The sequence below is a fragment of the Pseudomonas sp. RIT411 genome (assembly GCF_003057735.2).
In the GTDB taxonomy this organism is placed as follows: Bacteria; Pseudomonadota; Gammaproteobacteria; order Pseudomonadales; family Pseudomonadaceae; genus Chryseomonas; species Chryseomonas oryzihabitans.
In genome coordinates this window covers 1-26,301 of the sequence record NZ_QBIZ02000009.1, presented here as the reverse complement: position 1 = coordinate 26,301, position 26,301 = coordinate 1, and the positions used below count along the sequence as shown (strand labels likewise).

At 66.9% G+C, this 26,301-nt stretch carries 25 protein-coding genes; 16 read left to right on the top strand and 9 right to left on the bottom strand.

The features are described from left to right. Nucleotides 1-61: 61 nt before the first annotated feature. Together xylF and xylA are read right to left on the bottom strand one after the other, a co-directional pair. Nucleotides 62-1,063 carry a D-xylose ABC transporter substrate-binding protein gene (gene xylF, locus DBY63_RS14215; protein WP_007159832.1) on the bottom strand — a complete coding sequence of 334 codons (1,002 nt, stop codon included), beginning with the start codon at nucleotides 1,061-1,063 and terminating at the stop codon, nucleotides 62-64. Between the two features lie 115 nt (nucleotides 1,064-1,178). Next, nucleotides 1,179-2,495 carry a xylose isomerase gene (gene xylA / locus DBY63_RS14210; protein ID WP_027597452.1) on the bottom strand — a complete coding sequence of 439 codons (1,317 nt, stop codon included), beginning with the start codon at nucleotides 2,493-2,495 and terminating at the stop codon, nucleotides 1,179-1,181. Nucleotides 2,496-2,680: 185 nt separating this feature from the next. Between xylA and DBY63_RS14205 the strand changes: the two genes are divergently transcribed. After that, a complete protein-coding gene (locus tag DBY63_RS14205; protein WP_108581618.1) occupies nucleotides 2,681-3,934 on the top strand; it encodes a DNA-binding transcriptional regulator in 1,254 nt (417 codons plus the stop codon). On the opposite strand, the gene DBY63_RS14200 is transcribed toward DBY63_RS14205, so the two are convergent. Further along, nucleotides 3,916-4,446 (bottom strand): DNA starvation/stationary phase protection protein, encoded by a 531-nt coding sequence (locus DBY63_RS14200; RefSeq protein WP_017639603.1) that lies wholly within the window; start codon nucleotides 4,444-4,446, stop codon nucleotides 3,916-3,918. The genes DBY63_RS14205 and DBY63_RS14200 overlap by 19 nt on opposite strands. A 374-nt stretch (nucleotides 4,447-4,820) precedes the next feature. Here DBY63_RS14200 and DBY63_RS14195 point away from each other — a divergent pair, with 374 nt between their 5' ends. From DBY63_RS14195 to DBY63_RS14185, 3 genes are read left to right on the top strand one after another with little or no spacing between them, the layout of a single operon-like run. Further along, entirely contained in the window at nucleotides 4,821-5,534 is a 714-nt protein-coding gene (locus DBY63_RS14195) for a hypothetical protein (protein ID WP_256594399.1), read from the top strand. Then, nucleotides 5,531-5,944: a phage holin family protein gene (locus tag DBY63_RS14190; RefSeq protein WP_108581619.1), complete on the top strand. Its 414-nt coding sequence runs from the start codon at nucleotides 5,531-5,533 to the stop codon at nucleotides 5,942-5,944. Before DBY63_RS14195 ends, DBY63_RS14190 begins: the two co-directional genes overlap by 4 nt. Then, the gene (locus DBY63_RS14185; RefSeq protein WP_108581620.1) at nucleotides 5,941-6,921 is read left to right on the top strand and encodes a DUF3618 domain-containing protein; all 981 of its coding nucleotides are present in this window, start codon (nucleotides 5,941-5,943) and stop codon (nucleotides 6,919-6,921) included. The genes DBY63_RS14190 and DBY63_RS14185 overlap by 4 nt, the downstream gene beginning before the upstream one ends. Nucleotides 6,922-7,014: 93 nt before the next feature. Here DBY63_RS14185 and DBY63_RS25005 read toward each other — a convergent pair whose 3' ends face one another. Then, nucleotides 7,015-7,167 (bottom strand): hypothetical protein, encoded by a 153-nt coding sequence (locus tag DBY63_RS25005; protein WP_169742412.1) that lies wholly within the window; start codon nucleotides 7,165-7,167, stop codon nucleotides 7,015-7,017. A gap of 68 nt (nucleotides 7,168-7,235) precedes the next feature. Continuing rightward, nucleotides 7,236-8,216, bottom strand: a complete 981-nt coding sequence (locus DBY63_RS14180; protein ID WP_108581621.1) for an aldo/keto reductase — start codon at nucleotides 8,214-8,216, stop codon at nucleotides 7,236-7,238. A 270-nt stretch (nucleotides 8,217-8,486) separates the two neighbouring features. Here DBY63_RS14180 and DBY63_RS14175 point away from each other — a divergent pair, with 270 nt between their 5' ends. From DBY63_RS14175 to DBY63_RS14155, 5 genes are all read left to right on the top strand, one after another. Beyond that, nucleotides 8,487-9,401 carry a LysR family transcriptional regulator gene (locus DBY63_RS14175; RefSeq protein ID WP_027597446.1) on the top strand — a complete coding sequence of 305 codons (915 nt, stop codon included), beginning with the start codon at nucleotides 8,487-8,489 and terminating at the stop codon, nucleotides 9,399-9,401. A 70-nt stretch (nucleotides 9,402-9,471) separates the two neighbouring features. After that, complete coding sequence (locus tag DBY63_RS14170) at nucleotides 9,472-11,205, top strand: OPT family oligopeptide transporter (RefSeq protein ID WP_108581622.1); 1,734 nt, start codon at nucleotides 9,472-9,474, stop codon at nucleotides 11,203-11,205. A gap of 219 nt (nucleotides 11,206-11,424) precedes the next feature. Continuing rightward, a complete protein-coding gene (locus DBY63_RS14165; protein ID WP_027597444.1) occupies nucleotides 11,425-12,705 on the top strand; it encodes an MFS transporter in 1,281 nt (426 codons plus the stop codon). Nucleotides 12,706-12,841: 136 nt separating this feature from the next. Beyond that, complete coding sequence (locus tag DBY63_RS14160) at nucleotides 12,842-13,900, top strand: phosphorylcholine phosphatase (RefSeq protein WP_108581623.1); 1,059 nt, start codon at nucleotides 12,842-12,844, stop codon at nucleotides 13,898-13,900. Between the two features lie 59 nt (nucleotides 13,901-13,959). Further along, nucleotides 13,960-14,484 carry an ACT domain-containing protein gene (locus tag DBY63_RS14155; RefSeq protein ID WP_108581624.1) on the top strand — a complete coding sequence of 175 codons (525 nt, stop codon included), beginning with the start codon at nucleotides 13,960-13,962 and terminating at the stop codon, nucleotides 14,482-14,484. 3 nt (nucleotides 14,485-14,487) lie between these two features. Here the strand turns inward: DBY63_RS14155 and DBY63_RS14150 are convergent, their stop codons facing one another. The 3 genes from DBY63_RS14150 to DBY63_RS14140 all read right to left on the bottom strand — a co-directional run bounded on the left by DBY63_RS14150 (nucleotide 14,488) and on the right by DBY63_RS14140 (nucleotide 17,634). After that, nucleotides 14,488-14,973 (bottom strand): UPF0158 family protein, encoded by a 486-nt coding sequence (locus DBY63_RS14150; RefSeq protein ID WP_027597441.1) that lies wholly within the window; start codon nucleotides 14,971-14,973, stop codon nucleotides 14,488-14,490. Between the two features lie 77 nt (nucleotides 14,974-15,050). Next, entirely contained in the window at nucleotides 15,051-16,451 is a 1,401-nt protein-coding gene (locus DBY63_RS14145) for a sugar porter family MFS transporter (RefSeq protein WP_037006622.1), read from the bottom strand. Nucleotides 16,452-16,650: 199 nt separating this feature from the next. Then, complete coding sequence (locus DBY63_RS14140) at nucleotides 16,651-17,634, bottom strand: LysR family transcriptional regulator (protein WP_007159848.1); 984 nt, start codon at nucleotides 17,632-17,634, stop codon at nucleotides 16,651-16,653. Nucleotides 17,635-17,726: 92 nt separating this feature from the next. Here DBY63_RS14140 and DBY63_RS14135 point away from each other — a divergent pair, with 92 nt between their 5' ends. From DBY63_RS14135 to DBY63_RS14115, 5 genes are all read left to right on the top strand, one after another. Beyond that, on the top strand, nucleotides 17,727-18,365 hold the full coding sequence (locus DBY63_RS14135; RefSeq protein ID WP_108581625.1) for an alanyl-tRNA editing protein: 639 nt from the start codon (nucleotides 17,727-17,729) through the stop codon (nucleotides 18,363-18,365). A gap of 35 nt (nucleotides 18,366-18,400) precedes the next feature. Beyond that, nucleotides 18,401-19,171 carry a 2OG-Fe(II) oxygenase gene (locus DBY63_RS14130; RefSeq protein ID WP_007159850.1) on the top strand — a complete coding sequence of 257 codons (771 nt, stop codon included), beginning with the start codon at nucleotides 18,401-18,403 and terminating at the stop codon, nucleotides 19,169-19,171. A gap of 1 nt (nucleotide 19,172) precedes the next feature. Continuing rightward, complete coding sequence (locus DBY63_RS14125; RefSeq protein WP_027597438.1) at nucleotides 19,173-19,814, top strand: LysE family transporter; 642 nt, start codon at nucleotides 19,173-19,175, stop codon at nucleotides 19,812-19,814. 29 nt (nucleotides 19,815-19,843) lie between these two features. After that, entirely contained in the window at nucleotides 19,844-20,173 is a 330-nt protein-coding gene (locus DBY63_RS14120) for an Arc family DNA-binding protein (protein WP_042134592.1), read from the top strand. A 137-nt stretch (nucleotides 20,174-20,310) separates the two neighbouring features. Continuing rightward, nucleotides 20,311-22,236: a methyl-accepting chemotaxis protein gene (locus DBY63_RS14115; RefSeq protein ID WP_042134594.1), complete on the top strand. Its 1,926-nt coding sequence runs from the start codon at nucleotides 20,311-20,313 to the stop codon at nucleotides 22,234-22,236. A gap of 39 nt (nucleotides 22,237-22,275) precedes the next feature. Here DBY63_RS14115 and DBY63_RS14110 read toward each other — a convergent pair whose 3' ends face one another. After that, complete coding sequence (locus DBY63_RS14110) at nucleotides 22,276-22,860, bottom strand: flavin reductase family protein (RefSeq protein ID WP_108581626.1); 585 nt, start codon at nucleotides 22,858-22,860, stop codon at nucleotides 22,276-22,278. A 173-nt stretch (nucleotides 22,861-23,033) separates the two neighbouring features. On the opposite strand from DBY63_RS14110, the gene DBY63_RS14105 reads away from it, so the two are divergent. Together DBY63_RS14105 and rep are read left to right on the top strand one after the other, a co-directional pair. Next, on the top strand, nucleotides 23,034-23,726 hold the full coding sequence (locus DBY63_RS14105) for a hypothetical protein (RefSeq protein ID WP_027600665.1): 693 nt from the start codon (nucleotides 23,034-23,036) through the stop codon (nucleotides 23,724-23,726). Between the two features lie 58 nt (nucleotides 23,727-23,784). Further along, nucleotides 23,785-25,797 (top strand): DNA helicase Rep, encoded by a 2,013-nt coding sequence (gene rep / locus DBY63_RS14100; protein WP_027597433.1) that lies wholly within the window; start codon nucleotides 23,785-23,787, stop codon nucleotides 25,795-25,797. Nucleotides 25,798-26,301: the final 504 nt, after the last annotated feature.

The following is a 26,301-nucleotide window of genomic DNA, read 5'->3' as shown; positions in this document are numbered from 1 at the left end:
CCGCTCCTTGCCCAGGGGCCGCCCGACGCCAAGCGTCAGACGGCCAGCCGGTGGCCAGTGGTTATTTGCCGTCGATCTGGGCCTGGGTGTAGAAGCCGTCCTTGACCAGCAGGTCAACGTTGGCCTTGGTCAGCTCGGTGGGGGTGAGCAGCAGGGTGTCGACCTTCTTGGTGCCGTTGTCGTAGCTGGAGTTGAAGCCCGGCTTCTCGTTGCGCACCAGTTGCACCGACAGCTTGGCCGCCTCGGAGGCGATCAGCTTGAGCGGCTTGTAGACGGTCATGGTCTGGGTGCCGGCGATCACCCGCTTGATGGCGGCGAGGTCGGCGTCCTGACCGGACACGGCGACCTTGCCGGCCAGCTTCTGCGCCGCCAGGGCCTGGATGGCGCCGCCGGCGGTGGCGTCGTTGGAGGCGACGATGCCGTCGATCTTGTTGTCGTTGGCGGTCAGGGCGTTCTCGACGATGGCCAGGGCCTCGGTCGGGTTCCACTCCTTCACCCACTGCTGGCCGACGATCTTGACGTCGCCCTTGTCGATGGCCGGCTGCAGGACCTTCATCTGGCCCTGGCGGAGGATCTTGGCGTTGTTGTCGGTGGGTGCGCCGCCGAGCAGGAAGAAGTTGCCCTTGGGCTGGGCCTTGAGCACGCCACCGGCCTGCATCTCGCCGACCTTCTCGTTATCGAAGGAGATGTAGGCGTCGATGTCGGCGTTGAGGATCAGGCGGTCATAGGAGATCACCTTGACCCCGGCCTTCTTGGCCTCGGCCACCACGTTGTTCAGCACCGTGGCGTTGAAGGGCACGATGACGATGGCGTCCACGCCGCGGGAGATCAGGTTCTCGATCTGCGACAGCTGGCGCTGCTCGTTGGCGTCGGCGGATTGCACATAGACCTTGGCGCCGAGTTGCTCGGCGGCGGCGACGAAGTAGTCGCGGTCACGGGCCCAGCGCTCCAGGCGCAGGTCGTCGATGGAGAAACCGATCTTGGGATGCTGGGCGTCGGCCTGGGCGAAACCGGTGGTGCACAGGGCGAGCAGACCGGCGAGCAGGGTCGTCTTGAAAGTCATGGTGGCGTCCTTGGTTATTGTTGTTGTGGAGCGAGAGAACGGATTTGAGTGTAACGATTCAGCGCGCTTGCACAAGCGGGTCAGCCAGGCTTTTCTGCCGACCCGCTCGCGGTCGCTAGCGATACAGGTAACGGTTGACCACGCCTTCGAGCAGCTCCTGGCGGCCGCTCACCGGCTGGGGCGCCAGGCCCTGGCTGAAGGTGTGCTCGGCCAGTTGCTCCAGACTCAGCTGGCCCCCGAGGATGCGCTGACCGAGGGACTGGTCCCAGCCGGCATAGCGCTCGGCCTTGAACTTGCCCAGGGGGTCGTCCTGCAACAGCGCCGCGGCGCGTTCCAGCGACAGCGCCAGGGTGTCCATGGCCGCCACGTGGCCGTGGAACAGGTCGACGTCGTCCAGGCTCTGGCGGCGCACCTTGGCGTCGAAGTTGAAGCCGCCGCGGGTGAAGCCGCCGCCCTTGAGGATCTCGTAGATCGCCAGGGTCATTTCCTCGACGCTGTTGGGGAACTGGTCGGTGTCCCAGCCGTTTTGCGGATCGCCGCGGTTGGCGTCGATGCTGCCGAATACGCCGAGGGCCACGGCGCTAGCGATCTCGTGCTGGAAGCTGTGCCCGGCCAGGGTCGCGTGGTTGGCCTCGATGTTGACCTTGATCTCCTTCTCCAGCCCGAATTGCTGCAGGAAGCCGAAGACGGTGGCCACGTCATAGTCGTACTGGTGCTTGGTCGGCTCCTGGGGCTTGGGCTCGATCAGCAGATCGCCCTGGAAGCCGATGCGGTGCTTGTGCTCCACCACCATCTGCATGAAGCGGCCGAGTTGCTCGCGCTCGCGCGCAAGGTCGGTGTTGAGCAGGGTCTCGTAGCCTTCGCGGCCGCCCCAGAGCACATAGTTCTCGCCGCCCAGGCGGTGAGTGGCGTTCATCGCCGTGCAGACCTGGGTGGCGGCGCAGGCGAAGACTTCCGGATCGGGATTGCTGGCGGCGCCGGCGGCATAGCGCGGGTGGCTGAAGCAGTTGGCGGTGCCCCACAGCAGCTTGAGGCCGGTGTCGCTCTGGTGGCGTTCCAGCTCGTCCACCAGACGGGCGAAGTTCTCGCGGTACTCGGCGAAGCTGGCGCCTTCCGGGGCGACGTCGGTGTCGTGGAAGCAGTAGTAGTCCACGCCCAGCTTGCTGAAGAATTCGAAGGCGGCGGCGGCCTTGGCGCGGGCCTGCTCCAGGGGCGAACCCGCTGCCTGCCAGGGCCGCTGGAAGGTGCCCTGACCAAAGACATCGCTACCTGGCCAGACGAAGGTGTGCCAGTAGCAGACGGCCATGCGCAGGTGCTCGCGCATGGGCTTGCCCATGACCAGGCGGTCGGCTTCGTAATGGCGGAAGGCAAGCGGGGAATCGCTGTCGGGACCGGCGTAGCGGACCTTTTCGACATTGGGGAAATAAGCCATGGCGTTGTCCTTGTTCTTATCTGTCGCACCCGATACGGCGTACCGGTTTGCGTCGATGGTAGCGCCGCTGCCCGGGCTGCCTATTGTGAAAATCACCAGAGCCAGGTGCGATTTTGCCGCTTGAGGCGTGCACGCGGCGGTCGTAGTCTGGAGCCCCGCCCGCGCCTCCTGCCGGAAACGCCGCCATGCCCAGCCAGCCGCCCGTCCACCGCGTCGCCCTGCTGTTCAACGGGAGCAAGATCTACGACAGAGGCATCCTCGCCGGCATCGGCAACTATCTGAGCGGTACCCGGGCGCGCTGGGATCTGTTCCTCGAAGAAGACTTCCTCTGCCGGCTCAAGGGCATCGAGCGCTGGCAGGGCGACGGCATCATCGCCGACTTCGACGACCCGGCGGTGAGCGCCGCCCTGGCCCACAGCGCCTTGCCGGTGGTGGCCGTCGGCGGCTCCTACGCGGCCCCTGGCGACTACCCGCCCGGCATCCCCTACGTGGCCACCGACAACGCCGCCCTGGTGCGCCTGGCCTACGACCACCTGATCGAATCCGGGCTGACCCGCTTCGCCTGCTTCAGCCTGCCCGCCGCCGACACCAATCGCTGGGCCAGCGAGCGCGAGACGGCCTTTGCCGCCCTGCTCCGCCGCGACGGCCTGCCGGTGGAGATCTATCGCGGCCTGGAGACCAGCGCACCGCTGTGGGACACGGCGGTGGAACAGCTGATCGCCTGGCTGGAGGCCCTGCCCAAGCCGGTGGGCATCCTCGCCGTGACCGACGCCCGGGCGCGGCAACTCCTGCAGGCCTGCCTCACCGCCGGCATCCCGGTGCCGGAACAGGTGGCGCTGGTGGGCATCGACAACGATCCCCTGGCGCGCACCCTGACCCGAGTGCCCCTGACCTCGGTGATTCAGGGTACCGAGGCCATCGGCCGCGAGGCGGCGCGCCTGCTGCACCAGCGGCTGCACGGCGTCGAACTGGGGGCGCCACGAGTGCTGATTCCGCCGGAGGGGATCAACGTCCAGGCTTCCAGTCGTCACCAGCCGGTGCGCCATCCCCAGGTGATGCGCGCCCTGCACTTCATCCGCCAGTACGCCTGCCAGGGCATCAAGACCGAGCAGGTGGCCAGCTATGTCGGCATCTCCCGTTCGGCGCTGGAGACGTCCTTTCGCCGCGAGCTGGGGCGCAGCGTCCACGACGAGATCCTCGGCTTCAAGCTGGCCGCCGCGGCCGTGGCGCTGCAGGAAGAGGCGCCGAGCCTGGCCGAGGTCGCCCGGCGCTGCGGCTTCACCTCGGCGCAGTACCTGCACGCGGTGTTTCGCCGGGAATTCGGCTGCACCCCGCGGCAGTACCAGTCGAATCCCAGACCCCTGGCGAGCGCCCATGAAAAAGCCCGTCCGGAGACGGGCTTTCAGGTCGCTACCGCGGCTTATTTGCCGACGGTCTGACCCAGGAACCAGGCACGCTCTTCGGCCTGGTCGATCCACTCTTCCAGCAGGCTGGTGGTGGAGACGTCGTTGGCGTCGTCGGTCAGGGTGTGGGTGGTGCGCATGTAGGCGGCCAGCGACTGGTTGTCGTCATGCAGCTCGGTCAGCATCTGATCCGCCGACAGATCGGTGGCATCGCTGCTGGCCAGGCGCTTGAGTTGCACCATCTGCTCCAGGGAGCGCACGGTCGGCTGGCCGATCTTGCGCGCACGCTCGGCGATCAGGTCGGTGATGCCGTACAGCTGGGTAGCCTGCTCTTCCAGCAGCAGGTGGTAGTCGCGGAAGTGCGAGCCCTTCATGTGCCAGTGGTAGTTCTTGGTTTTGATGTACAGCGCGAAGACATCGGAGAGCAGCACGGCCAGGGCTTCGCCGACGGCCTGCTGGTTCTGCAGGGTGGCGTCTTCGCCCTGATGGGCCTTCTGCTTGACGCTGGAAACGGTCTTGAGTTCTTGCTTGGCATTGGCAACGGCCATGAGAGATCTCCTGTCAGGACGTGAAGAGGAAAAGGGGTTCGCTTGCATTGGCGCGAACATCAACGTCTGCAGAAATCGACCGCACCGGACGAAAAATCGTTCATCGAATTTGCATATCGCCACCATGGGCATGACGAATGGTTGCCTATGTTGCGACTGCGTTTCATTGCCCGTCCCAGAGGCCCTCTTTCGCCACGGCCGCTGCGCTTGTAGCTAGATGTGTAGGTAAAACCGTTTGTCAGCTTTGCCAGCAAACCGACGCCGCGTGAGAACCCCTGCTCGTTCCGCCCGGTCACCTAAAAGGCAAGGCACACGAACGGTCGCCGAGAGCTCTCTGCCGGCCACGACAAGGTTCTGCACACAGGTAACAGCGTATGACGACGCCCCTCAATCCCGCCCAGGGACAGCCCTCGCAGACCAAGGACGGTTCTACGGCAGAGGCCCATCTGCATGACCTGAAAGAGGTCGCCAAGGACACGGTGCAAGACGCCAAGCAGGAAGGTGCCGCGCACTTCGAGCACTACCGCGACACCGCGGCCGACCAACTGGGCGCCATTGCCCAGAGCGCCCAGGCGGCGGCCGACGAACTGGAAGACAAGGACACCCTGGGCCTGGCGCACTATGTCAGCGACATGGCACGGAGCCTGACCGGTCTGGCCGAGGATCTGCGCGGCAAGAACGCCGAGCAGCTGCTGCAGCAGGCCGGCACCCTGGCCCGCGACAACCCGGCGCTGTTCCTGACCGGCAGCATCGCCATCGGCTTTGGCCTGTCGCGCTTTCTCAAGGCCTCCAGCCAGCCGGATACCGGCAGCAGCGCGCGCGTCGGCGGCGCGGACGCGGTGCCCTCGCTGACCACCCCCTCGGTCGCGGCGGAAAACGAACTGGTGGAGCCGGCGGCGGGTGCCGACGTCATCCACACCAACAACATTCCCAAGGGTCCCGACCTCCACACCCCGACCACCACCCGTGGTGGCGATCCCATCGGTGGCGCGGCGATCAACCCGGCCCGCAGCGACAGCAACCTGAACACCGGCACCTCATCCAGCCCGCTGGATCGACCCACCCTGAGCGGAGGCAAGCAGCCATGATCAACGACAACCCCACTCCGCGCCCCACCGAGGGCGACACCTCGGTCGTCGGCCTGGTCAAGCAGCTGGTCCAGGAAGTGCCGGCGCTGTTCACCAAGGAACTGGCCCTGGCCAAGGCCGAACTGGGCGAGTCCCTGCGCACCACTAAGGCCGGCGTAGCCGGCGTCGCCGCAGGCGCCATCGTACTGCTGGCCGGCTTCATCGTGCTGCTGATGGGCGTCGTCTATTTCCTCTCCCAGTACCTCACGCCCTGGGCCGCCACCCTGCTGGTGGGCGCCGTGGTCATGGTGATTGGTTTCATCATGGTGCAGTCGGGCAAGAAGCAGTTCGAGCCGTCCCACTTCACCCCTGATCGCACCGTCAACAGCCTGCAGAAGGACAAGGACGCCGTACGGAGGGCCGCACAATGAGCATCACCGATCAGATCGATCAGGAATCCCGCAAGAATCCCGACGAGCTCGAGCGCGAGATCGACCAGAAGCGCGAGCGTATCGAAGACCTGGTGGGCGCCCTGGAAAGCCGCCTGTCGCCCGGCCAGCTGTTCGATCAGGCACTGTCCTACACCAAGGGCCACAGCGGCGAATTCGCCCACAACCTGGGCAATACCCTCAAGGCCAATCCGGTGCCGGCGGTGCTGACTTCGGTAGGCCTGCTGTGGCTGGCGCTGGGACAGAATCGCACGCCGGCTCCGGCCACCACGGGCACTCCGCTCAAGGACAAGCTGTCCGGTGCGCTGGACTCGGTCGCCAACAGCGCCGGCCATACCCGCGATTCCCTGAACCGTGGCAGTCACGATGTGCGCGACAAGGCGACCGGCCTGGGCGAGAGCGTTTCGGCCAAGGCCTCCCAGACCGGGGAGCGGCTGAGCGATACCGCGGCGCAGGCCAAGGACACCCTGGCTGACCAGGCGCAACAGCTCAAGGGCACCTTCGAGACCCTGCTGCGTGAACAGCCGCTGGTGGTGGGTGCGCTGGGCATCGCCCTCGGCGCCCTGCTGGGCGCTGCCCTGCCACGCACCGAGACCGAGGACCGCGCCCTGGGCAAGCACAGCGACAAGCTGACCGCCAAGGCCAAGCAGGCCGCCAGCAGTGGCTACGAACAGGTCAAGGCGGCAGGCCAGGACGTGGCGAAAGAGGCGCGCCAGGCCAGCCAGGACCACCGCAGCCAGCCGGCGGACGCAGGTACTCCTGCGCCGAAAAATCTGGGCAACGATCCCGACGCCGGGGTCGAGTCCATGGCGGGCTCGCCGAGGGCAGGCACCGGCAGCACCCTCGGCGCCACCCAGGCGACCGCGGGCATGAATGTCGGCCGTACCGCGGCCAACGGCAATACCCCGGGCGCGGTCGGCGACGAGAGCGGCATGGCCACCCCGCCACGCAGCTTCTGACCGGCAGGATGGCCGGGGTCAGCCGCTGACCTCGGCCTGAAAAACGAAGGCGCCCGGGTCTGCACCCGGGCGCCTTCGTTTTTCGTGCCCCTATCAGTAACCCGGATCCGGATTCTCCTTGGGCTGCTCGGGTCGCTTGCTGTCCTGCGGGCGCTGTTCTTCACCGCCCTGGTTGAGTTCCTTGTGGGTCTCGCCGACCTTACCGGCGTTTTCCGGCTTGTGATCGAGATCGTCGCGCTTGGCCATGATCCTCACCTCTTGTGGCTGAGTAGCTTAGGCAACGCGGCGGGGCCAGGGTGCCCCGGCCGCACCGATCAACGCAGGGGCGGCGCCATGAACTCCGGGCCCACCGGATCCTTGACGTGTTCGTCGAGGATGGCGTCGATAGCCGCCAGGTCCTCGGCGGACAGTCGCCAGCCGAAGGCCTCGTCCAGGCCCTGCAACTGCTCGGGCTTGCGCGCGCCCCAGAGGGCGATGGTCGGCCCCTGGTCGAGGATCCAGCGCACCGACAGGGCCAGCACCGACTTGCCATGGCGCTCGCGGGCAAAGGCGGTCAGGGCCTCCACCGCGGCCAGGTACTGGGCGAAGCGTGGCGCCTGGAACTTGGGATCGCCCTGGCGCAGGTCATCGCCGTCGAATTGCGTCTGCGCATGCATACGCCCGGACAGCAGGCCGCGGCAGAGCGCGCCATAGGCGAGCACCACCAGACCGTGACGCTGGGCATAGGGCAGCACATCGGCCTCGATGGCGCGCTCGAAGAGGTTGTAGGGCGGCTGCACGGTGGACAGATTGGCGAACTGGCGGAAGGCCTCCAGTTGCTCGGGCGAGTAGTTGCTCACGCCGATGGCGAGGATCTTGCCCTCCTGCCGCAAGCGCTCCAGCTCACCCGCGGTTTCTTCGTGGGCCACCTGGGGATCGGGCCAGTGCACCTGATAGAGATCGATGCGATCGGTGCGCAGGCGCTGCAGGGAATCCTCCACCTCCTGGCGAATGCGGGCCGCGCTGGCGTTGCGGCGCACCTCTTCGTTGGGCCACTCCAGGGCTACCTTGGTGGCGATCACCGCCTGGTCGCGGATGCCTTCCAGGGCCTTGCCGACGATCTCCTCGGACCGACCGAAGCCGTACACCGGCGCGGTATCGATCAGGTTGATGCCGCCATGCACGGCGCCGCGGATGGTCTCGATGGAACGGGCTTCGTCGGTACCGCCCCACATCCAGCCACCGATGGCCCAGGTACCGAGGCCGATGCGGGAAACGGGGGTATCGATACCCGGGATACGCAGGGTTTCACTCATAGGATCTCCAGGCGAAGACGCCAGTCGGAAGGGTTAGCCTTGTGAGGCTAATTCAAAAGGCGTTGAATAGGGCTCAACGAACGCTTGACCTTTAGAGCCTGTTCAAAGGCTCGCGAGCTAGAGACAAACAAGGCGAAAATGCCTGAGGAAGCGGAGTTTACGAATGGTAAATGAGCATTCCGACGGGGCTGGCCTTCCAGGGCATTTTCAACGCCGTTTGGCCGACGCGCAGCAGACTTTGGACAGGCTCTTATCGCGCGAGGACTGTACATGCCGACCCTCAACCGCGGCGAACTGGCCGATCTCAACGTCTTCGTCGCCCTGGTCCGGCGGCGCAGCTTTCGCCAGGCCGCCATCGAACTGGGCGTCACCACCTCGGCGCTGAGCCATGCCCTGCGCCAGCTGGAGACGCGCCTGGGGGTCAAGCTGCTCAATCGCACCAGTCGCTCGGTGGTACCGACCCTGGCCGGCGCGGCGCTGGCGGAAAAACTCGAACAGGGCTTTGCCTTGATTGGCGAGGCGCTGGGCGAACTGGACCAGCACCGCGACGCCCCGGTCGGCCGCCTGCGCCTGAGCGTGCCGCGGGATGCGGCGCGGCTGCTGGTGACCCCGACCCTGCCCCGGCTGCTGGCGGCCTATCCGCAGTTGCAACTGGACATCAGCGTCGAGGATCGCCCGGTGGACATCGTCGCCGACGGCCTCGATGCCGGCATCCGCTATGGCGATACCGTGCCCCAGGATATGGTCGCCCTGCCGCTCACCGACGAATTGCGCTGGATCGTGGTGGGCGCCCCCGCCTATCTGGCGCGCCACGGCCGGCCGCAGCAGCCGGAGGAGCTTGCCGACCACCAGTGCGTACGCCTGCGGCTGGGCAGCGGCGCCCTCTATCGCTGGGAGCTGGGCAGTGGCGCCAGCACCCGGACGATCGACGTGCCGGGTCCGCTCACGGTCAACGAGACCGAGACCTCGATCCAGGCCGCCCTCGACGGCCTGGCCCTGGCCTATTGCCTGGAATGGCGGGTGGCCGACGAACTGCGCGACGGTCGCCTGGAGCAGGTGTTGCCGGACTGGGCCTCGCCCGGCGCGCCGCTGTGCATCTACTACCCGAGTCGGCGCCAGCCGCCACCCGGCCTGCGCCAGTTGATCGAGGCCCTGCGCCAGACCTGGACCGGACGCCACCCCTGAGGGCGCGAACCAACCGCCGCGCCCGGGGGTCCCCTGACCACGCCATGATCGCCTGACCGAGGAGGCCCTCTTGCCCGCAGCCAACGCCGCCGCATCCGACCTGCCGCTGCCCGTGGAGCGCGAACTCAGCCCCCGGGCGCTGCTCACCGGGGCGCTGCTGGGCATCCTGCTGACCCCGGCCAATGTCTATGCCGGCCTCAAGATCGGCTGGTCGTTCAACATGTCGATCATCGCCCTGCTGGTGAGCTACGGTCTCTGGCACCGCCTGGGGCGCCGCCTGCAGCAACCGGGCTGGACGCTGCACGAGAGCAACATCAATCAGACCGTGGCCTCGGCGGCGGCCAGCATCGTCTCCGGCGGCCTGGTCGCGCCCATCCCGGCCTACACCCTGCTGACCGGCCAGGAATTGCCGACCCTGCCGCTGATGGGCTGGGTGTTCGCGGTGAGCTTTCTCGGCATCTGGGTGGCCTGGTACCTCCGGCCCCTGCTGCTGGCCGATGCCAGCCTGAAATTCCCCGAGGGCCTGGCCACCCTGGAAGCCCTGCGCCAGGTCTATGCCAGTGGCGCCGAAGCCCTGGCCCGCCTGCGGGTGCTGCTGGGCGCCCTGACGCTGTCGGCGGCGGTCAAGCTGGTGGACACCTTCGCCTGGACGCTGCCGCGAGTCGCGCCCTCGCCAGCCCTGGAACGCCTGACCTTCAGCTTCGATCCCTCGCTGCTGCTGCTCGGCTTTGGCGGCATCATCGGCCTGAGGGTCGGGTTGTCACTGCTGCTCGGCACCCTGCTGGCCTGGGGCGGTGTCGCGCCCTGGCTGCTGGCCAGTGGTGTCGCCGCGCTGCCGGCGGAGGCCAGCGGTCCGCAATACGCCTTCCTGGTGCAATGGCTGCTCTGGCCCGGGGTGAGTCTGATGGTCAGCGCCACCCTGGCTGCGCTGGCCGTACGGCTGATCACCCTGCCCCGCGCCGAACGCCGTCGCCAGGGCTGGCAGCGGCCGCGCGCCTGGCCGCTGGCGCTGCTGCTGGCGGCGGCTCTGCTGGTGGTGGTGCTGCAGGTGCGGCTGTTCGGCATAGACCCCTGGCTGGCCCTGCTGGCCCTGCCCCTGGCGCTGTTTCTCGCCGCCATGGCCGCGCGGGTGGTCGGCGCCACCGGCATTCCCCCCATCGGCGCCATCGGCCAGCTGTCGCAGCTGACCTTTGGGCTGGCCGCCCCCGGGCAGGTCAACATCAACCTCATGGGCGCCAATACCGCGGGCGGGGCGGCGGGCCAGAGCACCGACCTGATGAACGACTTCAAGGTCGGCCAGGCCATTGGCGCCACCCCCGCCAAGCAGGTGGTCGCCCAGTGCCTGGGCATCGCCCTCGGTGCGGTAACCGGGGTGCTTACCTATCGGCTACTGATTCCCGATCCCCAGGCACTGCTGCTCAGCGCCGCCTGGCCGGCGCCGGCGGTGGCCCAGTGGAAGGCGGTGGCGGAAACCCTGACCCAGGGCCTGGGCGCCCTCGATGGCGCCATGCGCCTGGGCATCGTCCTGGGCGCCCTGGCCGGCTTGCTGCTGGGCCTGGCCGAAGCCTTGCTGCCGACCCGCCGCGCGCACTGGCTGCCCAGCTCGGCGGCCCTGGGCCTGGCCTTCATCCTGCCGGCCTCGGTGTCGCTGATGATGACCCTGGGCGCACTGCTCACCGCCCTGGTGCGCTGGCGGGCACCGAGGCTGGCCGAACGCTTCGCCCTGGCCGCCGCGGCCGGCCTCATCGCCGGGGAAAGTCTGGCCGGGGTGGGGGCGGCTTTCTGGCAAATGCTCTCGACGTGAGCTGCGACATCTTGTCAACTGGACAATAATTTCCAGACGTAATGTCGCGAAGCTTTCAATAACCTTTCAAACCCATGAAATTCGGGGGTTCTGGTCCGATTCAGCTTGCCAGCGCGCTTTTGCAACACATAAGGTTACAAATAGCGCGACCCACCCGCGAGAGGTCTGGGCGCCCTGCGCGAGCTGTCTCCATAACAAACCCAATCCGAGCTAGCAGTCATGGCCACCACCTCGAAAGCCAAATCCATCTTCCGCGTCGTCAGCGGAAACTTCCTCGAAATGTACGACTTCATGGTCTATGGCTTCTATGCCACGGCCATCGCCAAGACGTTCTTTCCCGGCGATAACGAACTCGCCTCCCTGATGCTGTCGCTGGCCACCTTCGGCGCCGGCTTCCTGATGCGCCCCCTGGGGGCGATCTTCCTCGGCGCCTACATCGACAAGCACGGCCGTCGCCACGGCCTGATCGTCACCCTGGCGCTGATGGCCCTGGGTACCCTGCTGATCGCCGTGGTGCCGGGCTATGCCACCCTGGGTGTCGCCGCACCGCTGCTGGTGCTGCTCGGCCGCCTGCTGCAGGGCTTCTCCGCCGGTGTCGAACTGGGCGGCGTGTCCGTCTACCTGTCGGAGATCGCCACCCCCGGCCGCAAGGGCTTCTTCGTTTCCTGGCAGTCCGCCAGCCAGCAGGTCGCGGTGGTCTTCGCCGGCGTGCTGGGCGCGCTGCTCAACCACTGGCTGTCGCCCGCCGAAATGGGTGAATGGGGCTGGCGCATCCCCTTCCTGATCGGCTGCCTGATCGTGCCCTTCCTGTTCATCATCCGTCGTTCCCTGGAAGAGAGCCCGGAATTCGAGGCGCGCAAGCATCGCCCGACCTTCGGCGAAACCATGACCTCCATCCGCCAGAACTTCGGCGTGGTGCTGGCAGGCGTAGCCATGGTCTCCATGACCACCGCCTCCTTCTACCTGATCACCGCCTACACCCCGACCTTCGGCAAGCACGAGCTGAACCTGACCGCGCTGGACAGCCTGATCGTCACCGCCTGCGTGGGTGTTTCCAACTTCATCTGGCTGCCGGTGATGGGCGCCCTGAGCGATCGCATCGGCCGCCGTCCGTTGCTGATCTTCGCCACCGTACTGGCCATCCTCACCGCCTACCCGGCGATGATCTGGCTGACCCACGCCCCGGGCTTCTCGCGCCTGCTGATGGTCGAGCTGTGGCTGTCCTTCCTCTATGGCACCTATAACGGTGGCATGGTGGTAGCCCTGACCGAGGTGATGCCGGCCCATGTGCGCACCACCGGCTTCTCCCTGGCCTACAGCCTGGCCACCGCGACCTTTGGCGGCTTCACCCCGATGGTCTGCACCTGGCTGATCCAGGAGACCGGCAACAAGGCCGCCCCGGGCATGTGGCTGACCGTAGCGGCCGTCCTCGGCCTGGTCGCGACCCTGACCCTGTTCAAGGGCAACACCGAGCCGCGCTTCAAGACCGTCACGGCCTGACAGCCCTGTCGCAGAGCGGCAGGTCCTGCCGCTCTCGCGTCCACCCAGGTCGCTCCGCGCATCGAACTGTCATGACCTTTTGTTATGGTCTAGACCAGATGACCGCATACCGCGGTCGCCGTGCCGGAGTCCGCCGATGCCCACCCTTCCCCGCCTTCTCGCCGGCCTGGCCGGCGGTCTGCTCAGCCTCACCGCTGCCGCCACCGAGCTGGCCCACTGGCCGGCCGATGCCGCCCGCCAGCTCGACGCCCTGATCGCCGCCAATGCCAACCAGGGCAACTACGCGGTGTTCGACATGGACAACACCAGCTATCGCTACGACCTGGAAGAGGCCCTGCTGCCCTTCCTGGAGATGAAGGGCGTGCTGACCCGCGACACTCTCGACCCTTCGCTCAAGCTGATTCCCTTCAAGGATGTCGGTGGCCACAAGGAAAGTCTCAACAGCTACTACTACCGGCTGTGCGAGGTCGACGACCTGGTCTGCTACCCCTGGGTCGCCCAGGTGTTTTCCGGCTTCACCCTGCAGCAACTCAAGGGCTACGTCGACGAGCTGATGGCCTACGGCAAGCCGATCCCCGCCACCTACTACGGCAAGGACGACAAGGTGGAGACGGTGGAGATCAATCCGCCCAAGCCCTTCACCGGCCAGCAGGAGCTCTATCACAAGCTGATGGAGAACGGCATCGAGGTCTATGTGATCAGTGCCGCCCATGAGGAGCTGGTGCGCATGGTGGCGTCCGATCCGCGCTACGGCTACGGCGTGAAACCGGAAAACGTCATTGGCGTCACCACCCTGCTCAAGGACCCGGCCACCGGCGCCCTGACCACCGCCCGCAAGCAGATCGCCGAAGGCAAGTACGATCCCCAGGCCAACCTGAAGCTGCAGGTCACGCCCTACCTCTGGACCCCGGCCACCTGGTTCGCCGGCAAGTACGCGGCCATCCTCACCTACATAGATCCCTGGAAGAAACCCATCCTGGTCGGCGGCGACACCCCGGTCAGCGACGGCCCCATGCTGTTCCAGGGCGTGGACGCCGCCAAGAACGGCATCCACCTGTGGATCGACCGCAAGTCCAAGTACCGCACCCAGATCGAGGCGATGATGAAGAGCAACGCCGAGGGCCAGGCCAAGGCCGGGGTGGCGGTGAATGCGGACAAGCACTGGGTGATCGTCAAGCCCGAAGACATCCAGTAGGCCCGCGGCGATCGGGCGGGCTAGACTGGGGACTCCCTCAGCCCGCCCTGGAGCCCGCCATGGAACACCTGGTCCTGACCGTCATCGCCCCCGATCGCCCCGGTCTGGTGGAAGCCCTGGCCGACTGCGTGGCCGCCCAGGGCGGCAACTGGCTGGAAAGCCGTATGGCCCACCTGGCCGGCCAGTTCGCCGGCATCCTTTCGGTGGAAGTGGAACCGGAATTGCGCAATGGCCTGGTGGAGACGCTGCAGCAGCTGGCCATTCCCGGCCTGCGCATCCTGGTCGGCGAACCCGGCCAGCCGGCGCCGGTGGGTGCGCCTCTGGTGCAGCTGGATCTCCTGGGCAACGACCGGGTCGGCATAGTCCGCGACATCACCCGGGCGCTGCACCAGGTCGGGGTAAACGTCGAACGCCTGTCCACCGAGACCCGCCCGGCACCCATGAGCAGCGAGGTGCTGTTCCACGCCACCGCCCTGCTGGCGCTCCCAGCGGACCTCGAACTCGAGGCGCTGCAGGCCCACCTGGAAACCCTCACCGACGACCTGATGGTGGAGCTCAAGCTCTATCGCCACGGGCACAACTAGGCCCTAGCTCCGCCCCTTCTCCAGCCGTCGCCGGATGCCCTCGGGGACATCGTCCGGCAGCGGCATCCGCCCGTCCGCCGGCAGGGCTTCCAGGCCGGCTTCGTCCAGCAGCACCAGCACCTCCTCCTTGAGGCGACTCAGGGCGAAGGCCTGCCAGGCCTCGCGCACCGAGGGGAAGAGCTCCAGTTCGTAGTCGAAGGTGCGGATCGGTCGCCGACTCTCCAGGGCCGCGCGCAGCAAGGGCTGGGCGTGGGGATGGCGCAACTGGTGCAGAAAGGCTTCGCGCAGTTCCAGGCGATCGTCCTGGGTCAGGCGCGGCAGCGGCAGGTAGCGTTCGGGATCTTCCAGCTCCTCGCGTTCTTCCAGACTGAGATCGTCCGGATCGAGCAGGCGCAGGGCGCCGCTGGCAAGGTCGAGGAAGTGGGTGCCTCGCTCCCGGCTGTCCAGAGCGGCAGCCAGCAGATCGAGGTCGAGGGTGAGGGGGCGCATGGCAGGACTCCGGCACAGGCGAACAGGAGCGGAGTTCTATCTCCGCTCCTGTTGCGACCTGGCACCGGAAGCTGCGTTCAGCCTTTCCGCTGATAGGGGAAGAAGCGCCGCTCGCGCAGGTCGTGCTCGATCTGCTCCAGGCTCTTGCCCTTGGTCTCCGGCACCAGGCGCCAGATGAACAGCAGCGCCACCAGGGAAATCCCGGCATAGAGCCAGAAGGTATGGGCGGCGCCCAGCTTGGTCACCAGGCTCAGGGTAGTGAGGGTCACCAGCAGGTCGAAGCCCCAGTGGCTGAAGGCGCCGACGCTGGCGCCCTTGCCGCGCACGAACAGCGGATAGACCTCGGCGTTGATCAGCCAGATGCAGACGCCGAAACCGCCGCAGTTGAGCATCAGGTAGGCGGCCAGGCAGGCCACCACCGTCCAGCGTTCGACATCGGTCTGGGGACCGGCGCCCTGGAACAGGTAGCCCATGATCGCCAGGGCGATGATGGAGCCGGGAATCAGCGTCAGCAGGTAGCGGCGACGACCGATGCGATCCACCAGGAAGCTGCCGACCACGGTCATGATCACCACCAGGATGGTGCTGCAGCCGGTGGCCAGCACCGCGGTCTGGTCGGAGAAACCGGCCTGGGTGAGGATGGTGGGTGCGTAGTAGATCAGGGCATTGTTGCCGGTGATCTGCGAGAACATGGCGATGCCGGCGCCCACCAGCAGGGCCGGACGGACCCAGGGCGAGAAGAGGTCACTCCAGTTGCCTTCCGGGGCGTTGCTCACGGTCTTGATCTCGGCCAGTTCGGCCTGGGCGGCAGCGGCGCCGCCACGAACCCGTTCCAGTACCGCCAGGGCGTCGCCCTCGCGACCCTTGACCAGCAGCCAGCGCGGACTCTCCGGCAGTACCGCCATGCCCGCCAGCAGGATCAGCGCGGGCACCAGGCCGAGGCCGAACATCCAGCGCCAGTGTTCGTCCAGGGCGAAGCCGGTGAAATAGGCCACGGTGATGCCGAACACCACCATGAACTGGAACAGCACCACCAGCTTGCCGCGGTGCTCCGGCGGCGCCACCTCGGCGATGTACACCGGGATGATCTGGGTGGAGCTGCCGGCCGACAGGCCGAGCAGGAAGCGCGACAGGATCAGCAAGGTGACGTTGGGCGACAGCGCCGAGAGCACCGAGCCCAGGGCGAACACCAGGGCCACGCCGATGATGGTCTTGCGGCGGCCGAGGCGGTCGGAGATCGGGCCGGTGCCGAGGCAACCGAACAGGGCGCCAAAGATGATGGCGCCGGTCACCAGTTGCTTGACGGTGTCGTCCATGGCGAATTCGCGGCCGAGGCCGAGCAGGGCGACGCCGATGATGCCGGTGTCGTAGCCGAACAGCAGTCCACCGAGGGCGGCGATCACGGCGATGAGCACGACCAGCCCCTTGCGCGGGGTGGCCGCCACGGGTGCGGCGAGCGAGGGTGATGAAGCGAGCATGGGGAAATCCTTTCTTGTTTTGCCAGGGCAAGGATCGCGGCGGCGACCTGATCCACCCGCGCGGGCGGGCCGTGGGGGAGCATGGCCCAGGGAAAAGCGCGATGCGGCAGGCAGAGAAACGTTAGGTGAATCGTTTCACCTAATGATGCCAGTTGTAACAGGACTTGTGAAAAGCATCACGCTTGGCGACCGGCAGCGGCTAGCTGCCGATGGTCAGTTCCTGGAAGCGCTGCTCGGGCAGCGCCGCTGCGCCCTGCCCCGGGCGCAGGGCCTGATCGCCCAGGCGCTCGACCAGGAAGTCGATGAACACCTTGAGCTTGGGCGGCAGGTGGCGCGTCGCCGGATAGAGCAGCCAGGCGCCGCCGTGGTAGTGCGGCAGAAAGGACCACTCCGGCAGCACCTGGATGATCTCGCCACGGGCCAGGGCCGCCTGGGCGGTGAACAGGGGCAGGCTGCCGATGCCGATGTGGTTGAGCACCGCGTCCAGGCGCACCCCGGTGTGATTGGCGGCATAGCGACCGCGCACATTGACGTGGACCACCTTGGCGCCCTGGCGAAACTTCCAGCGCGAATCGGCCGGTTCCTCCGCCAGGTAGATGCAGCTGTGCCCGGCCAGATCGCGGGGATGGGCGGGCTGACCGTGCTCGGCCAGGTACTGCGGCGTGGCGCAGAGCAGGTGCTCGATGGTCAGCAGCTGACGACCCACCAGCCCGGGCGGCGGCCGATCGGTGATGCGGATGGCCAGGTCGACGTTCTCGTCGATCAGATCGACATAGCGGTCTTCCAGCAGCAACTGCACGTCCACCGCCGGATAGCGGCGCAGGAAGTCGGCCATGTGCGGATGGATCACCGTGCTCCCCACCGCCTTGGGCACCGACAGCCGGACGATGCCGGCCGGCGCCTGGTTGAACTGGCCACTGACCTCCAGCACCGCCCGCGCGGCGCCGACCATGTCGCTGCAGCGCCGATAGACCTCCTCCCCCGCCTCCGACAGGCGCAGCTTGCGCGTACTGCGATTGAGCAGCCGGGTGCCCAAAGCCTTCTCCAGGCGCGCCACGCTGCGACTGGTGGAGGATGGGGTCAGACCCAGCTGACGGGCCGCCGCAGAGAAGCTGCCGCTCTCCACCACCCGCACGAAGATGGCCATCTCGCTGAGCAGCGGCAGGGGAAGATTTATGCTCACAGCGCAAAATTCCTTTGGAGGGAGGGTGGATTATCACCCTTGCGTGCGCTCTTTAGAATGAGGATGTTTCTCGTTTTCTAGGTAGTAGACGTATGACCGAGCGCCTGTATTTCCTGAGCGACAGCCTGATCGCCGAGGTCGAGGTCCACGCCTGTAGCGCCGCCGAGGACGGTTATGTCGTCGAATTGCTGGCCACGCCCTTCCATCCCCAGGGCGGCGGCCAGCCCAGCGACACCGGCTGGATCGGCACCGCCGAGGTGACCCGGGTGGTCCAGGACGGCGACCGTATCCTGCACCACACCACCCGCCCGCTGACGCCCGGCCGTGTGCTGGCCCGGGTCGACGAAGGCCGGCGCCAGCTGCATTCGCGGCTGCACTCGGCCGGGCATCTGCTCGGTCACATCGGCGAGACCCATGGCTGGGTACCGGTCAAGGCCCATCACTGGCCGGGTGAAGGCCGCATCGAATTCATTCCGGGCGAGGATACCTGCGCCCTGGACGTCGAATCCTTGCAGGCGCACTTCGACGCCCTGGTGGAAGAAGACCTGCCGCTGCAGATCGAGGTGCAGGCCGATGGCCAGCGCCAGGTGCGCTTTGGCGAGGACGTGGCGCGCTATGCCTGCGGCGGAACCCACGTGCGCTCCCTGCGCGCGGTCGGTGCCCTGAGCGCCCTGGGCGTCAAGGAAAAGAAGGGACGCCTGCTGGTGAGCTACGACATGGCTGGCGCCTGATCAACCGCTCACCTCACCCGCAGAAAGGAAGCGCCATGCTGCTCGAACTCGACGCTCTCGACACCGAGAGTCTGCTCCGTCTCACCGATGAACGCCTGCTGGCCGTGCGCGTGCGCCACTTCGTGCCGCGTCCGCTGGCCGACGACCTCGGCCAGCAGATCCTCGGCAACGGCTTCGCCACCTACACCAACGCCCCCAGCATCGGCCGCATCGGCATGGCCTTCTACGAGGCGGAGCACCAGCGCGCGCAGATGGACGACTACTTCGCCAGCGTCACCAGCAACCTGGAAGAATTGCGCCGCCGCTGCCGCCCCTACCTCAATCCCATCGACCTGGTGCGCTGCACCCTCGACGAGGTCTGGCCGGCCGGGGCCCGCCTGCAGACCCTCTGGGGCCGCAAGATGTACGTCGGCCTGTCGCGGGTGGTGAAGCCGGGGGTGCGCTTTCTCGCCCACCACGACATCTTCGCCAAGGACGCGCCGGGCAGCGAGGAAGCCGAAAGTCTGGTCGCCCAGCTGGCCTGCAACGTCTACCTGACCATGCCCAGTGTCGGCGGCGAACTGCAGCTCTGGTCGCGCGAGCTTTCGCCGGAGGCCTTCGACGCCATGCGCGGCGACAGCTACGGCATCGAACCCGACCGCCTCGGCCCGCCCTGCCTGACCATCCGCCCCGAACCGGGCGATCTGATCCTCTTCAATTCCCGCCGCATGCACGCCGTGACCCCCGGCAACGACCAGCCGCGCCTGTCGCTGTCGTGCTTCGTCGGCTATCGCGGGGCGGCCGAACCCCTCACGTACTGGAGCTGACATGTCCCCCTACCTGAGCGAATTCCTCGCCCTGGCGACCATCCACTTCCTCGCCGTGCTGGCGCCCGGTCCGGATTTCGCCGTGACCGTGCGCCAGAGCGTGAGATTCGGCCGCCTGATCGGCCTCTGTACCGCCCTGGGCATCGGCGCCGGCATCTCGGTGCACGTGCTCTACACCCTGCTCGGCATCGGTGCCCTGATGCACGCCACGCCCTGGCTGCTGGGCGTCGCCAAGGTGGTCGGCGGCGCCTACATCCTCTGGCTGGGCTTCAACCTGATCCGCAGCAAGCCCACCGCCGCACCGCTGGACGACAGCCAGTGGCAGCAGGCCGATCTGCAACGGCAGTCGCCCGGCAAGGCCTTCCTCACCGGCTTCCTGACCAATGCCACCAATCCCAAGGCCACCCTGTTCTTCCTGGCCATCTTCACCACCGTGGTCAGCGGCAGTACGCCACTGACCGTCCAGGGCCTCTATGGCCTGTGGATGTGCGCGGTCAACGCCGGCTGGTTCGCCCTGGTCAGCCTGCTGTTCTCCAGTCCGCGCGTTCGCCAGACCTTCCTGCGCCTGGGCCACTGGTTCGAACGAACCATGGGCCTGGTGCTGGTTTTCTTCGCCGGTCGACTGCTGTTGTCGGCGCTTTGACGTCAGTCCATTCGTCTTGGAGGTCCTCCATGCCCTACGTCCACCGCGCTCCCGCTGGTATTCCCACGGAAAAGTTCGTCGTCCGCCTGCCCGATGGAATGCGTGAACGCATCGCCGCCGTGGCCCGCTCCCATCGCCACAGCATGAACACCGAGATCGTCGCCTGGCTGGAACGCAGCCTGGTGCAGGACGGGGTCCTGGAACAGCAGCAGGTCGACGCGGACGACGAGTTGCTCAATGCCAGCGAGCAACTGCTGCTGCAGCGCTTTCGCCAGCTCAACGAGCGTCAGCAGAATGCGCTGATTTCGGTGCTGGAGCTGGAGTTGCCCGTGCCGGTGAACACGCGCGAAACCGCCTGAATCCGGCCGATTCGGAACCCACAGCGAACCGGCCGTCGGTTCCGGAGCCGCCAACCAGGCGGCTCTGACGTGCGGCTTTCAAGTATCGATCGGGACAGCCGATGAAGGGGGTCTTCGTACTCTCTTCCGGAATCCCCATGTCTGTATCCAAAGCCTCCTGGCTGAGCAATCTCGGCATTTCCAAGAAGCTGGCCCTGGGCTTCGGCGCCCTGCTGGTCATGGTGACGGTGGTGGCCCTGTTCGGCTATTTCACCGCCAATACCCTGCTCGAGCGCATCAACAAGACGCGCTACAGCGGTCAGCTCAAGGCGGATGTCCTCAGCGTCAGGATCGACGAAAAGGCCTATCTGCTCGATCCCAGCGCCGCCAATGCCACCCGGCAACAGGCCACCCTGGCTGGCGTGACGGAAGACATCGGCAAGGGCCTCAGCCTGCTGACCAACCCGGCCAACGTCGCCATCCTGCAGGATATCCAGCGGGAGATGAAAACCTATCAGGAGCGCTTCGCCGCCCTGCAGCAGGCCAACCAAACCAGCGCCGGGGCGCAGAAGGAACTGACCCAGGTTTCCGACACCGTTACCGAGACCCTCGATCAGCTGTTCGAGCTGGTCTTTGCCCCGGGTGGCAGCTACAGCACCGCCGACCTCAAGGCCTTGGCCGAGATGAAGGCGCAGATGGTCGGTGTGCGTCTGGCCATCCGTCGCTTCCTCGGTACCCCGGATGACAGCAAGTCCCAGGCGACCCTCAAGGTCATCGACGAGCTGCTCAAGACGCTGGCCACTGCTCAGAAGCAGATCGACGGCGACACCGCCGCCCGCCTCTACAGCGCCACCCAGGACGTGACCCGCTATCGCGCCTTCTTCGAATCCATCGTCGCCCAGAACCGTCAGGCCCAGGCCGCCGTCGCCAGTCTGCAGGAGCAGGGCAACAAGCTGGTGCAGTTGCTGGATCAGCTGGGCGAGGGTCAGCTCAAGTCCGCCGCCGCCGAGCGCCAGGCCGCCCTGCTCAAGCTGCTGCTGAGCAGCCTGATCGCCCTGCTGATCGGCATCGCCGCCGCCTGGCTGATCACCCGCCAGATCACCCAGCCGCTGGCAACCGCCATGGCCATGCTCAAGCGCGTCGCCGCCGGCGATCTCACCCAGCGCAACGAGGTGAGCCGCCGCGACGAGCTGGGCGAACTGCAACGCACCACCCAGGCCATGGCCGATGACCTGCGTCAGTTGGTCGGGGGCATCGCCAATGGTGTGGGGCAGCTCAGCAGCGCGGCCGACGAACTCTCGGCCTTTGGCGTCCAGACCAGCCGCGGCGTCACCCAGCAGCGCGACGAGATGCAGCAGGTGGCCACCGCCATGAACGAGATGGCGGCCACGGTGCACAACGTGGCGCAAAACACCGCCAACGCCTCCAGCGCCGCGCAGAACGCCGACAGCATGGCCCGCGAAGGCAGCCGCACGGTCAAGCGCGCGGCCGAGGAAATCACCCTGGCCGCCGAAGAGGTGCAGGGCCTGGGCGATGCCATGGAGCGCCTGGACAGTGCCAGCGGCCGCATCGGCAGCGTCATCGACGTGATCAAGGCGATCGCCGAGCAGACCAACCTGCTGGCGCTCAACGCCGCCATCGAGGCCGCCCGCGCCGGCGAACAGGGCCGCGGCTTCGCCGTGGTGGCCGACGAGGTCCGCTCTCTGGCGCAACGGACCCAGGAGTCCACCCAGGAAATCGGCGAACTCATCGCCACCCTGCAGCAGGGCACCACCGAAGCCAGTGCGCGGATGCAGGCCAGTCGCGACCGCACCCTGGGCACCGTGACCTTGGCCCAGGACGCCGAGCGCGCCCTGGAGGTCATCTACCAGGCGGTGGCGGAGATCCAGAGTCTCAATCAGCAGATCGCCACCGCGGTGGAAGAGCAGAGCCTGGTGGCCGAGGAGATCAACGGCAACGTGGTCAAGGTCAGCGGCCTGGCCGAGGAATCGGCCACTGCCAACGCCCATGCCGCCGCCTCGGTCAACGAGCTGGCCCGCCTGGGCGGCGATCTGCAGCAGATGGTCGCGCGCTTCCGCGTCTGACCCTGCTCGCGACGACGCCAGGCGCTGGCGTCGTCGGGTTCAGACCTTGGGCGTCAACAGCTGCCCCTGGATGCCGTCGCCGATCACCAGGAAATGGCCGCCGGCGACGTGGTGCAGGGTGCGCAGGCCGTCCTGGCCGCGAAAATCCCAGCGCCCCTCGCGAAACACCCGGGTATCGGCCCGGGCGGCGACCACCTCGCCGAGAAACAGGTCGTAGTCCTGCTGATTGTGCGCCTCGGGCAGCAGCCGGCATTCCAGCCAGGCCACGCAGCCGGCGATCAGCGGCGCGCTGACCTGTTCGCCCGCCAGCGTCTCGATGCCGTAGGCGGCGAACTTGTCCAGCTCGCGGCCGCTGGTGTTGCCCACCGTCTGCACCAGATCCACCTGGGCGGTGCAGGGCACGCTGAGCACGAAGCTGCCCTCGGCCTCCAGCAGTTCGCGGGTCCAGGTCTGCTTGTCCAGCACCACCGCCACCTTGCCCGGTTCGAAATCCACCGCCATCGCCCAGGCCGCGGCCATGACGTTGCGCCGACCGGCATGGGCGGCGCTGACCAGCACCGTGGGACCGTGGTTGAGCAGCCGATAGGCCTTGGCCAGGGGGACGGCGGCAAGGGTCGAATTCATGGAGGGACTCCGGCGGGAAAAGCCCCAGGGTAACGCAGCCCTTGCCGTTCGGCGCCGCGCGGGTAAAAAATTGCCGCTTGGCGACGCGCTCGCCAAACGTCGGGAGACATCAGGGGTCTATCGCCCACTCCCGGCCCGGGACCAACAAGAAACCTGCGTTAAGGATGACCCCTATGCCCACCTGCCTGGCCCGCTCCCTCCTGCTGCTCTGCGCCTGCTGCCTGGGTCTGCCGCTGGCCCATGCCCAGGTCGCCAAGCCGGCGCACAGCGCTCCGCTCACCCAGCCGCTGCTGTCCAGCTCCATCAACGATTTCAGCAACGAAGACTGGGATCGCGGCGTCCTGCGCCGGGTGGCCGGTCTGACCATTCCGGCTACCCCGGCCAACGTCGAAGGCTTCATCAGCGGCCGCCAGGTCCAGCTGGGCGACGGCGAATGGCGCGCCATCACCGAAGTCCAGCGGGTCGGCGACAACCTGGCGGTGTTCGTCGAGGGCAAGCCGCTGGACGCCGAGACCGTGGGTTATCCCAGACGCCTGGCGGTGGATGACGCCCCCGGCACCGGACGCCATCTGCAGCGCCTGCCGGGTCGCTTCAACACCCCGATCAACGATTTCACCAACCAGGACTGGCTCAAGGGCATCTACCGCAAGGCCGCCGGCATCTCCATCCCGGTCACCGAGCGCAATCGCGAGGAATTCAAGCCGGGCGCCATCGTCCGCCTGGCCGACGGCCAGGACTATGCCGTCACCCATGTCAGCGAATTCGGTCGCAGCATGGGCGTGTTCCTCGATAGCCCCGTGCTGCCCGGCGAGAAGTACGGCTATCCGCGCCAGCTGACCTTCGTCGCGCCACCGCCCAAGCCCTGAGACCGCGGGGACCGGCGCTGGTAAAATCCCCCGCCCAGCGTCGTCACCCCGGTCCGCCATGTCCAAGCTCAACCCCCGCCAGGCCGAAGCCGTGGCCTACATCAGCGGTCCCCTGCTGGTGCTGGCCGGTGCCGGCTCCGGCAAGACCAGCGTCATCACCCGCAAGATCGCCTACCTTGTGCAGCAGTGCGGCATCCGTGCCCAGTACATCTGCGCCGTGACCTTTACCAACAAGGCGGCGCGCGAGATGAAGGCGCGGGTGGCCAGCCTGCTCAAGGCCGGCGAAGGCCGCGGCCTGACCGTGTCCACCTTCCACAACCTCGGGCTGAACATCATCCGCCGCGAGTACGCGCACCTGGGCTACAAGCCCGGCTTCTCGATCTTCGACGAGGGCGACATCAAGGCGCTGCTCACCGACATCATGCAGAAGGAATACCAGGGCGACGACGGCCTGGACGAGATCAAGAACTACATCGGCAACTGGAAGAACGACCTCATCCTGCCGGACGAGGCCCTGGAAAAGGCGCGCACGCCCAAGGAGCAGACCGCCGCGGTGGTCTATCTGCACTACCAGCGCACCCTCAAGGCCTACAACGCGGTGGATTTCGACGACCTCATCCTGATGCCGGTGAAGCTGTTCCAGGAACACCCCGAGGTGCTGGAGCGCTGGCGCAATCGCATCCGCTACATGCTGGTGGACGAATACCAGGACACCAACACCAGCCAGTACCTGCTGGTGAAGATGCTGGTGCAGGAGCGCGCCCAGTTCACCGTGGTGGGCGATGACGACCAGTCGATCTACGCCTGGCGCGGCGCGCGACCGGAAAACCTGATGCAGCTCAAGGACGACTTCCCCTCGCTCAAGGTGGTGATGCTGGAGCAGAACTACCGCTCCACCAGTCGCATTCTCAAGTGCGCCAACGTGCTCATCGCCAACAACCCCCACGTGTTCGAGAAGCAGCTTTGGAGCGAGATGGGCCACGGCGATCCGATCCGGGTGCTGCGCTGCAAGAACGAGGACGGCGAGGCCGAGCGCATCGCGCTGGAGATCCTCACCCTGCACCTCAAGACCCAGCGGCCCTACGCGGACTTCGCCATCCTCTATCGCGGCAACCACCAGGCCAAGCTGATGGAGCTCAAGCTCCAGCACCACCAGATCCCCTATCGACTCTCCGGCGGCACCAGCTTCTTCGCCCGCCAGGAGGTCAAGGACGTGATGTCCTACCTGCGCCTGCTGGTGAATCCGGACGACGACAACGCCTTCCTCAGGGTCATCAACGTGCCGCGCCGGGAAATCGGCTCCACCACCCTGGAAAAGCTCGGCAACTACGCCGGCAGCCGGGATCGCTCGATGTACGCCGCCGCCGACGAGATCGGCCTGGGTGAGCACCTGGACGCCCGCTTCACCGAGCGCCTGGGGCGCTTCAAGCGCTGGATGGACGGGGTACGCAAGAATTGCGCGGGTGAGGACCCGATCGGCGCCCTGCGCAGCATGGTGATGGACATCGACTACGAGAACTGGATCCGCCAGAACGCCAGCTCCGACAAGGTCGCTGACTTCCGTATGGGCAACGTCTGGTTCCTCCTGGATGCCTTGAAGAACATCCTGGAAAAGGATGAAGACGGCCAGATGACCATCGAGGACGCCATCGCCAAGCTGGTCCTGCGCGACATGCTCGAACGCCAGCAGGAAGAAGAGGAAGGCGCCGACGGGGTGCAGATGATGACCCTGCACGCCTCCAAGGGCCTGGAATTCCCCTATGTGTTCATCATGGGCATGGAGGAGGAGATCCTGCCGCACCGCTCCAGCATCGAGGCCGACACCATCGAGGAGGAGCGCCGCCTGGCCTACGTGGGCATCACCCGCGCGCGCCAGACCCTGGCCTTCACCTATGCCACCCGGCGCAAGCAGTACGGCGAGCTGATCGACTGCACCCCCAGTCGCTTCCTGGATGAGTTGCCGCCCGAGGACCTGCAGTGGGAAGGTCTGGAAGAAGCGCCCCAGGAACAGAAGGCCGCCCGCGGCAACGATGCCCTGGCGGCGATGCGGGCGATGCTCAAGCGGGGTTGAGGGGGAAGGTCTCCAGTGGGTGGCTCCCTCACCCCAGCCCTCTCCCGGAGGGAGAGGGGGTATCCGAAGTCACCCCAGGTTTCGCCCCATGCTCATCAGTCCCCTCTCCCCCTGGGAGAGGGTTAGGGTGAGGGTCCGCCCCACGCCAGACTGACACCCTCACCCCAGCCCTCTCCCAAAGGGAGAGGGGGCGTTCGAAGTCATCCCAGGCTTCGCCCCACGCCGATCAGTCCCCTCTCCCCCTGGGAGAGGGTTAGGGTGAGGGTCCGCCCCACGCCTGACTGACACCCTCACCCCAGCCCTCTCCCGGAGGGAGAGGGGCGTCCGAAGTTACTCCGGTGACTCGCCCCACGCCGATCAGTCCCCTCTCCCCCTGGGAGAGGGCCCGCTTCACTCTGAACTGACACCCTCACCCCGGCCCTCTCCCGGAGGGAGAGGGGGCGTCCGAAGTTACTCCGGTGACTCGCCCCACGCCGATCAGTCCCCTCTCCCCCTGGGAGAGGG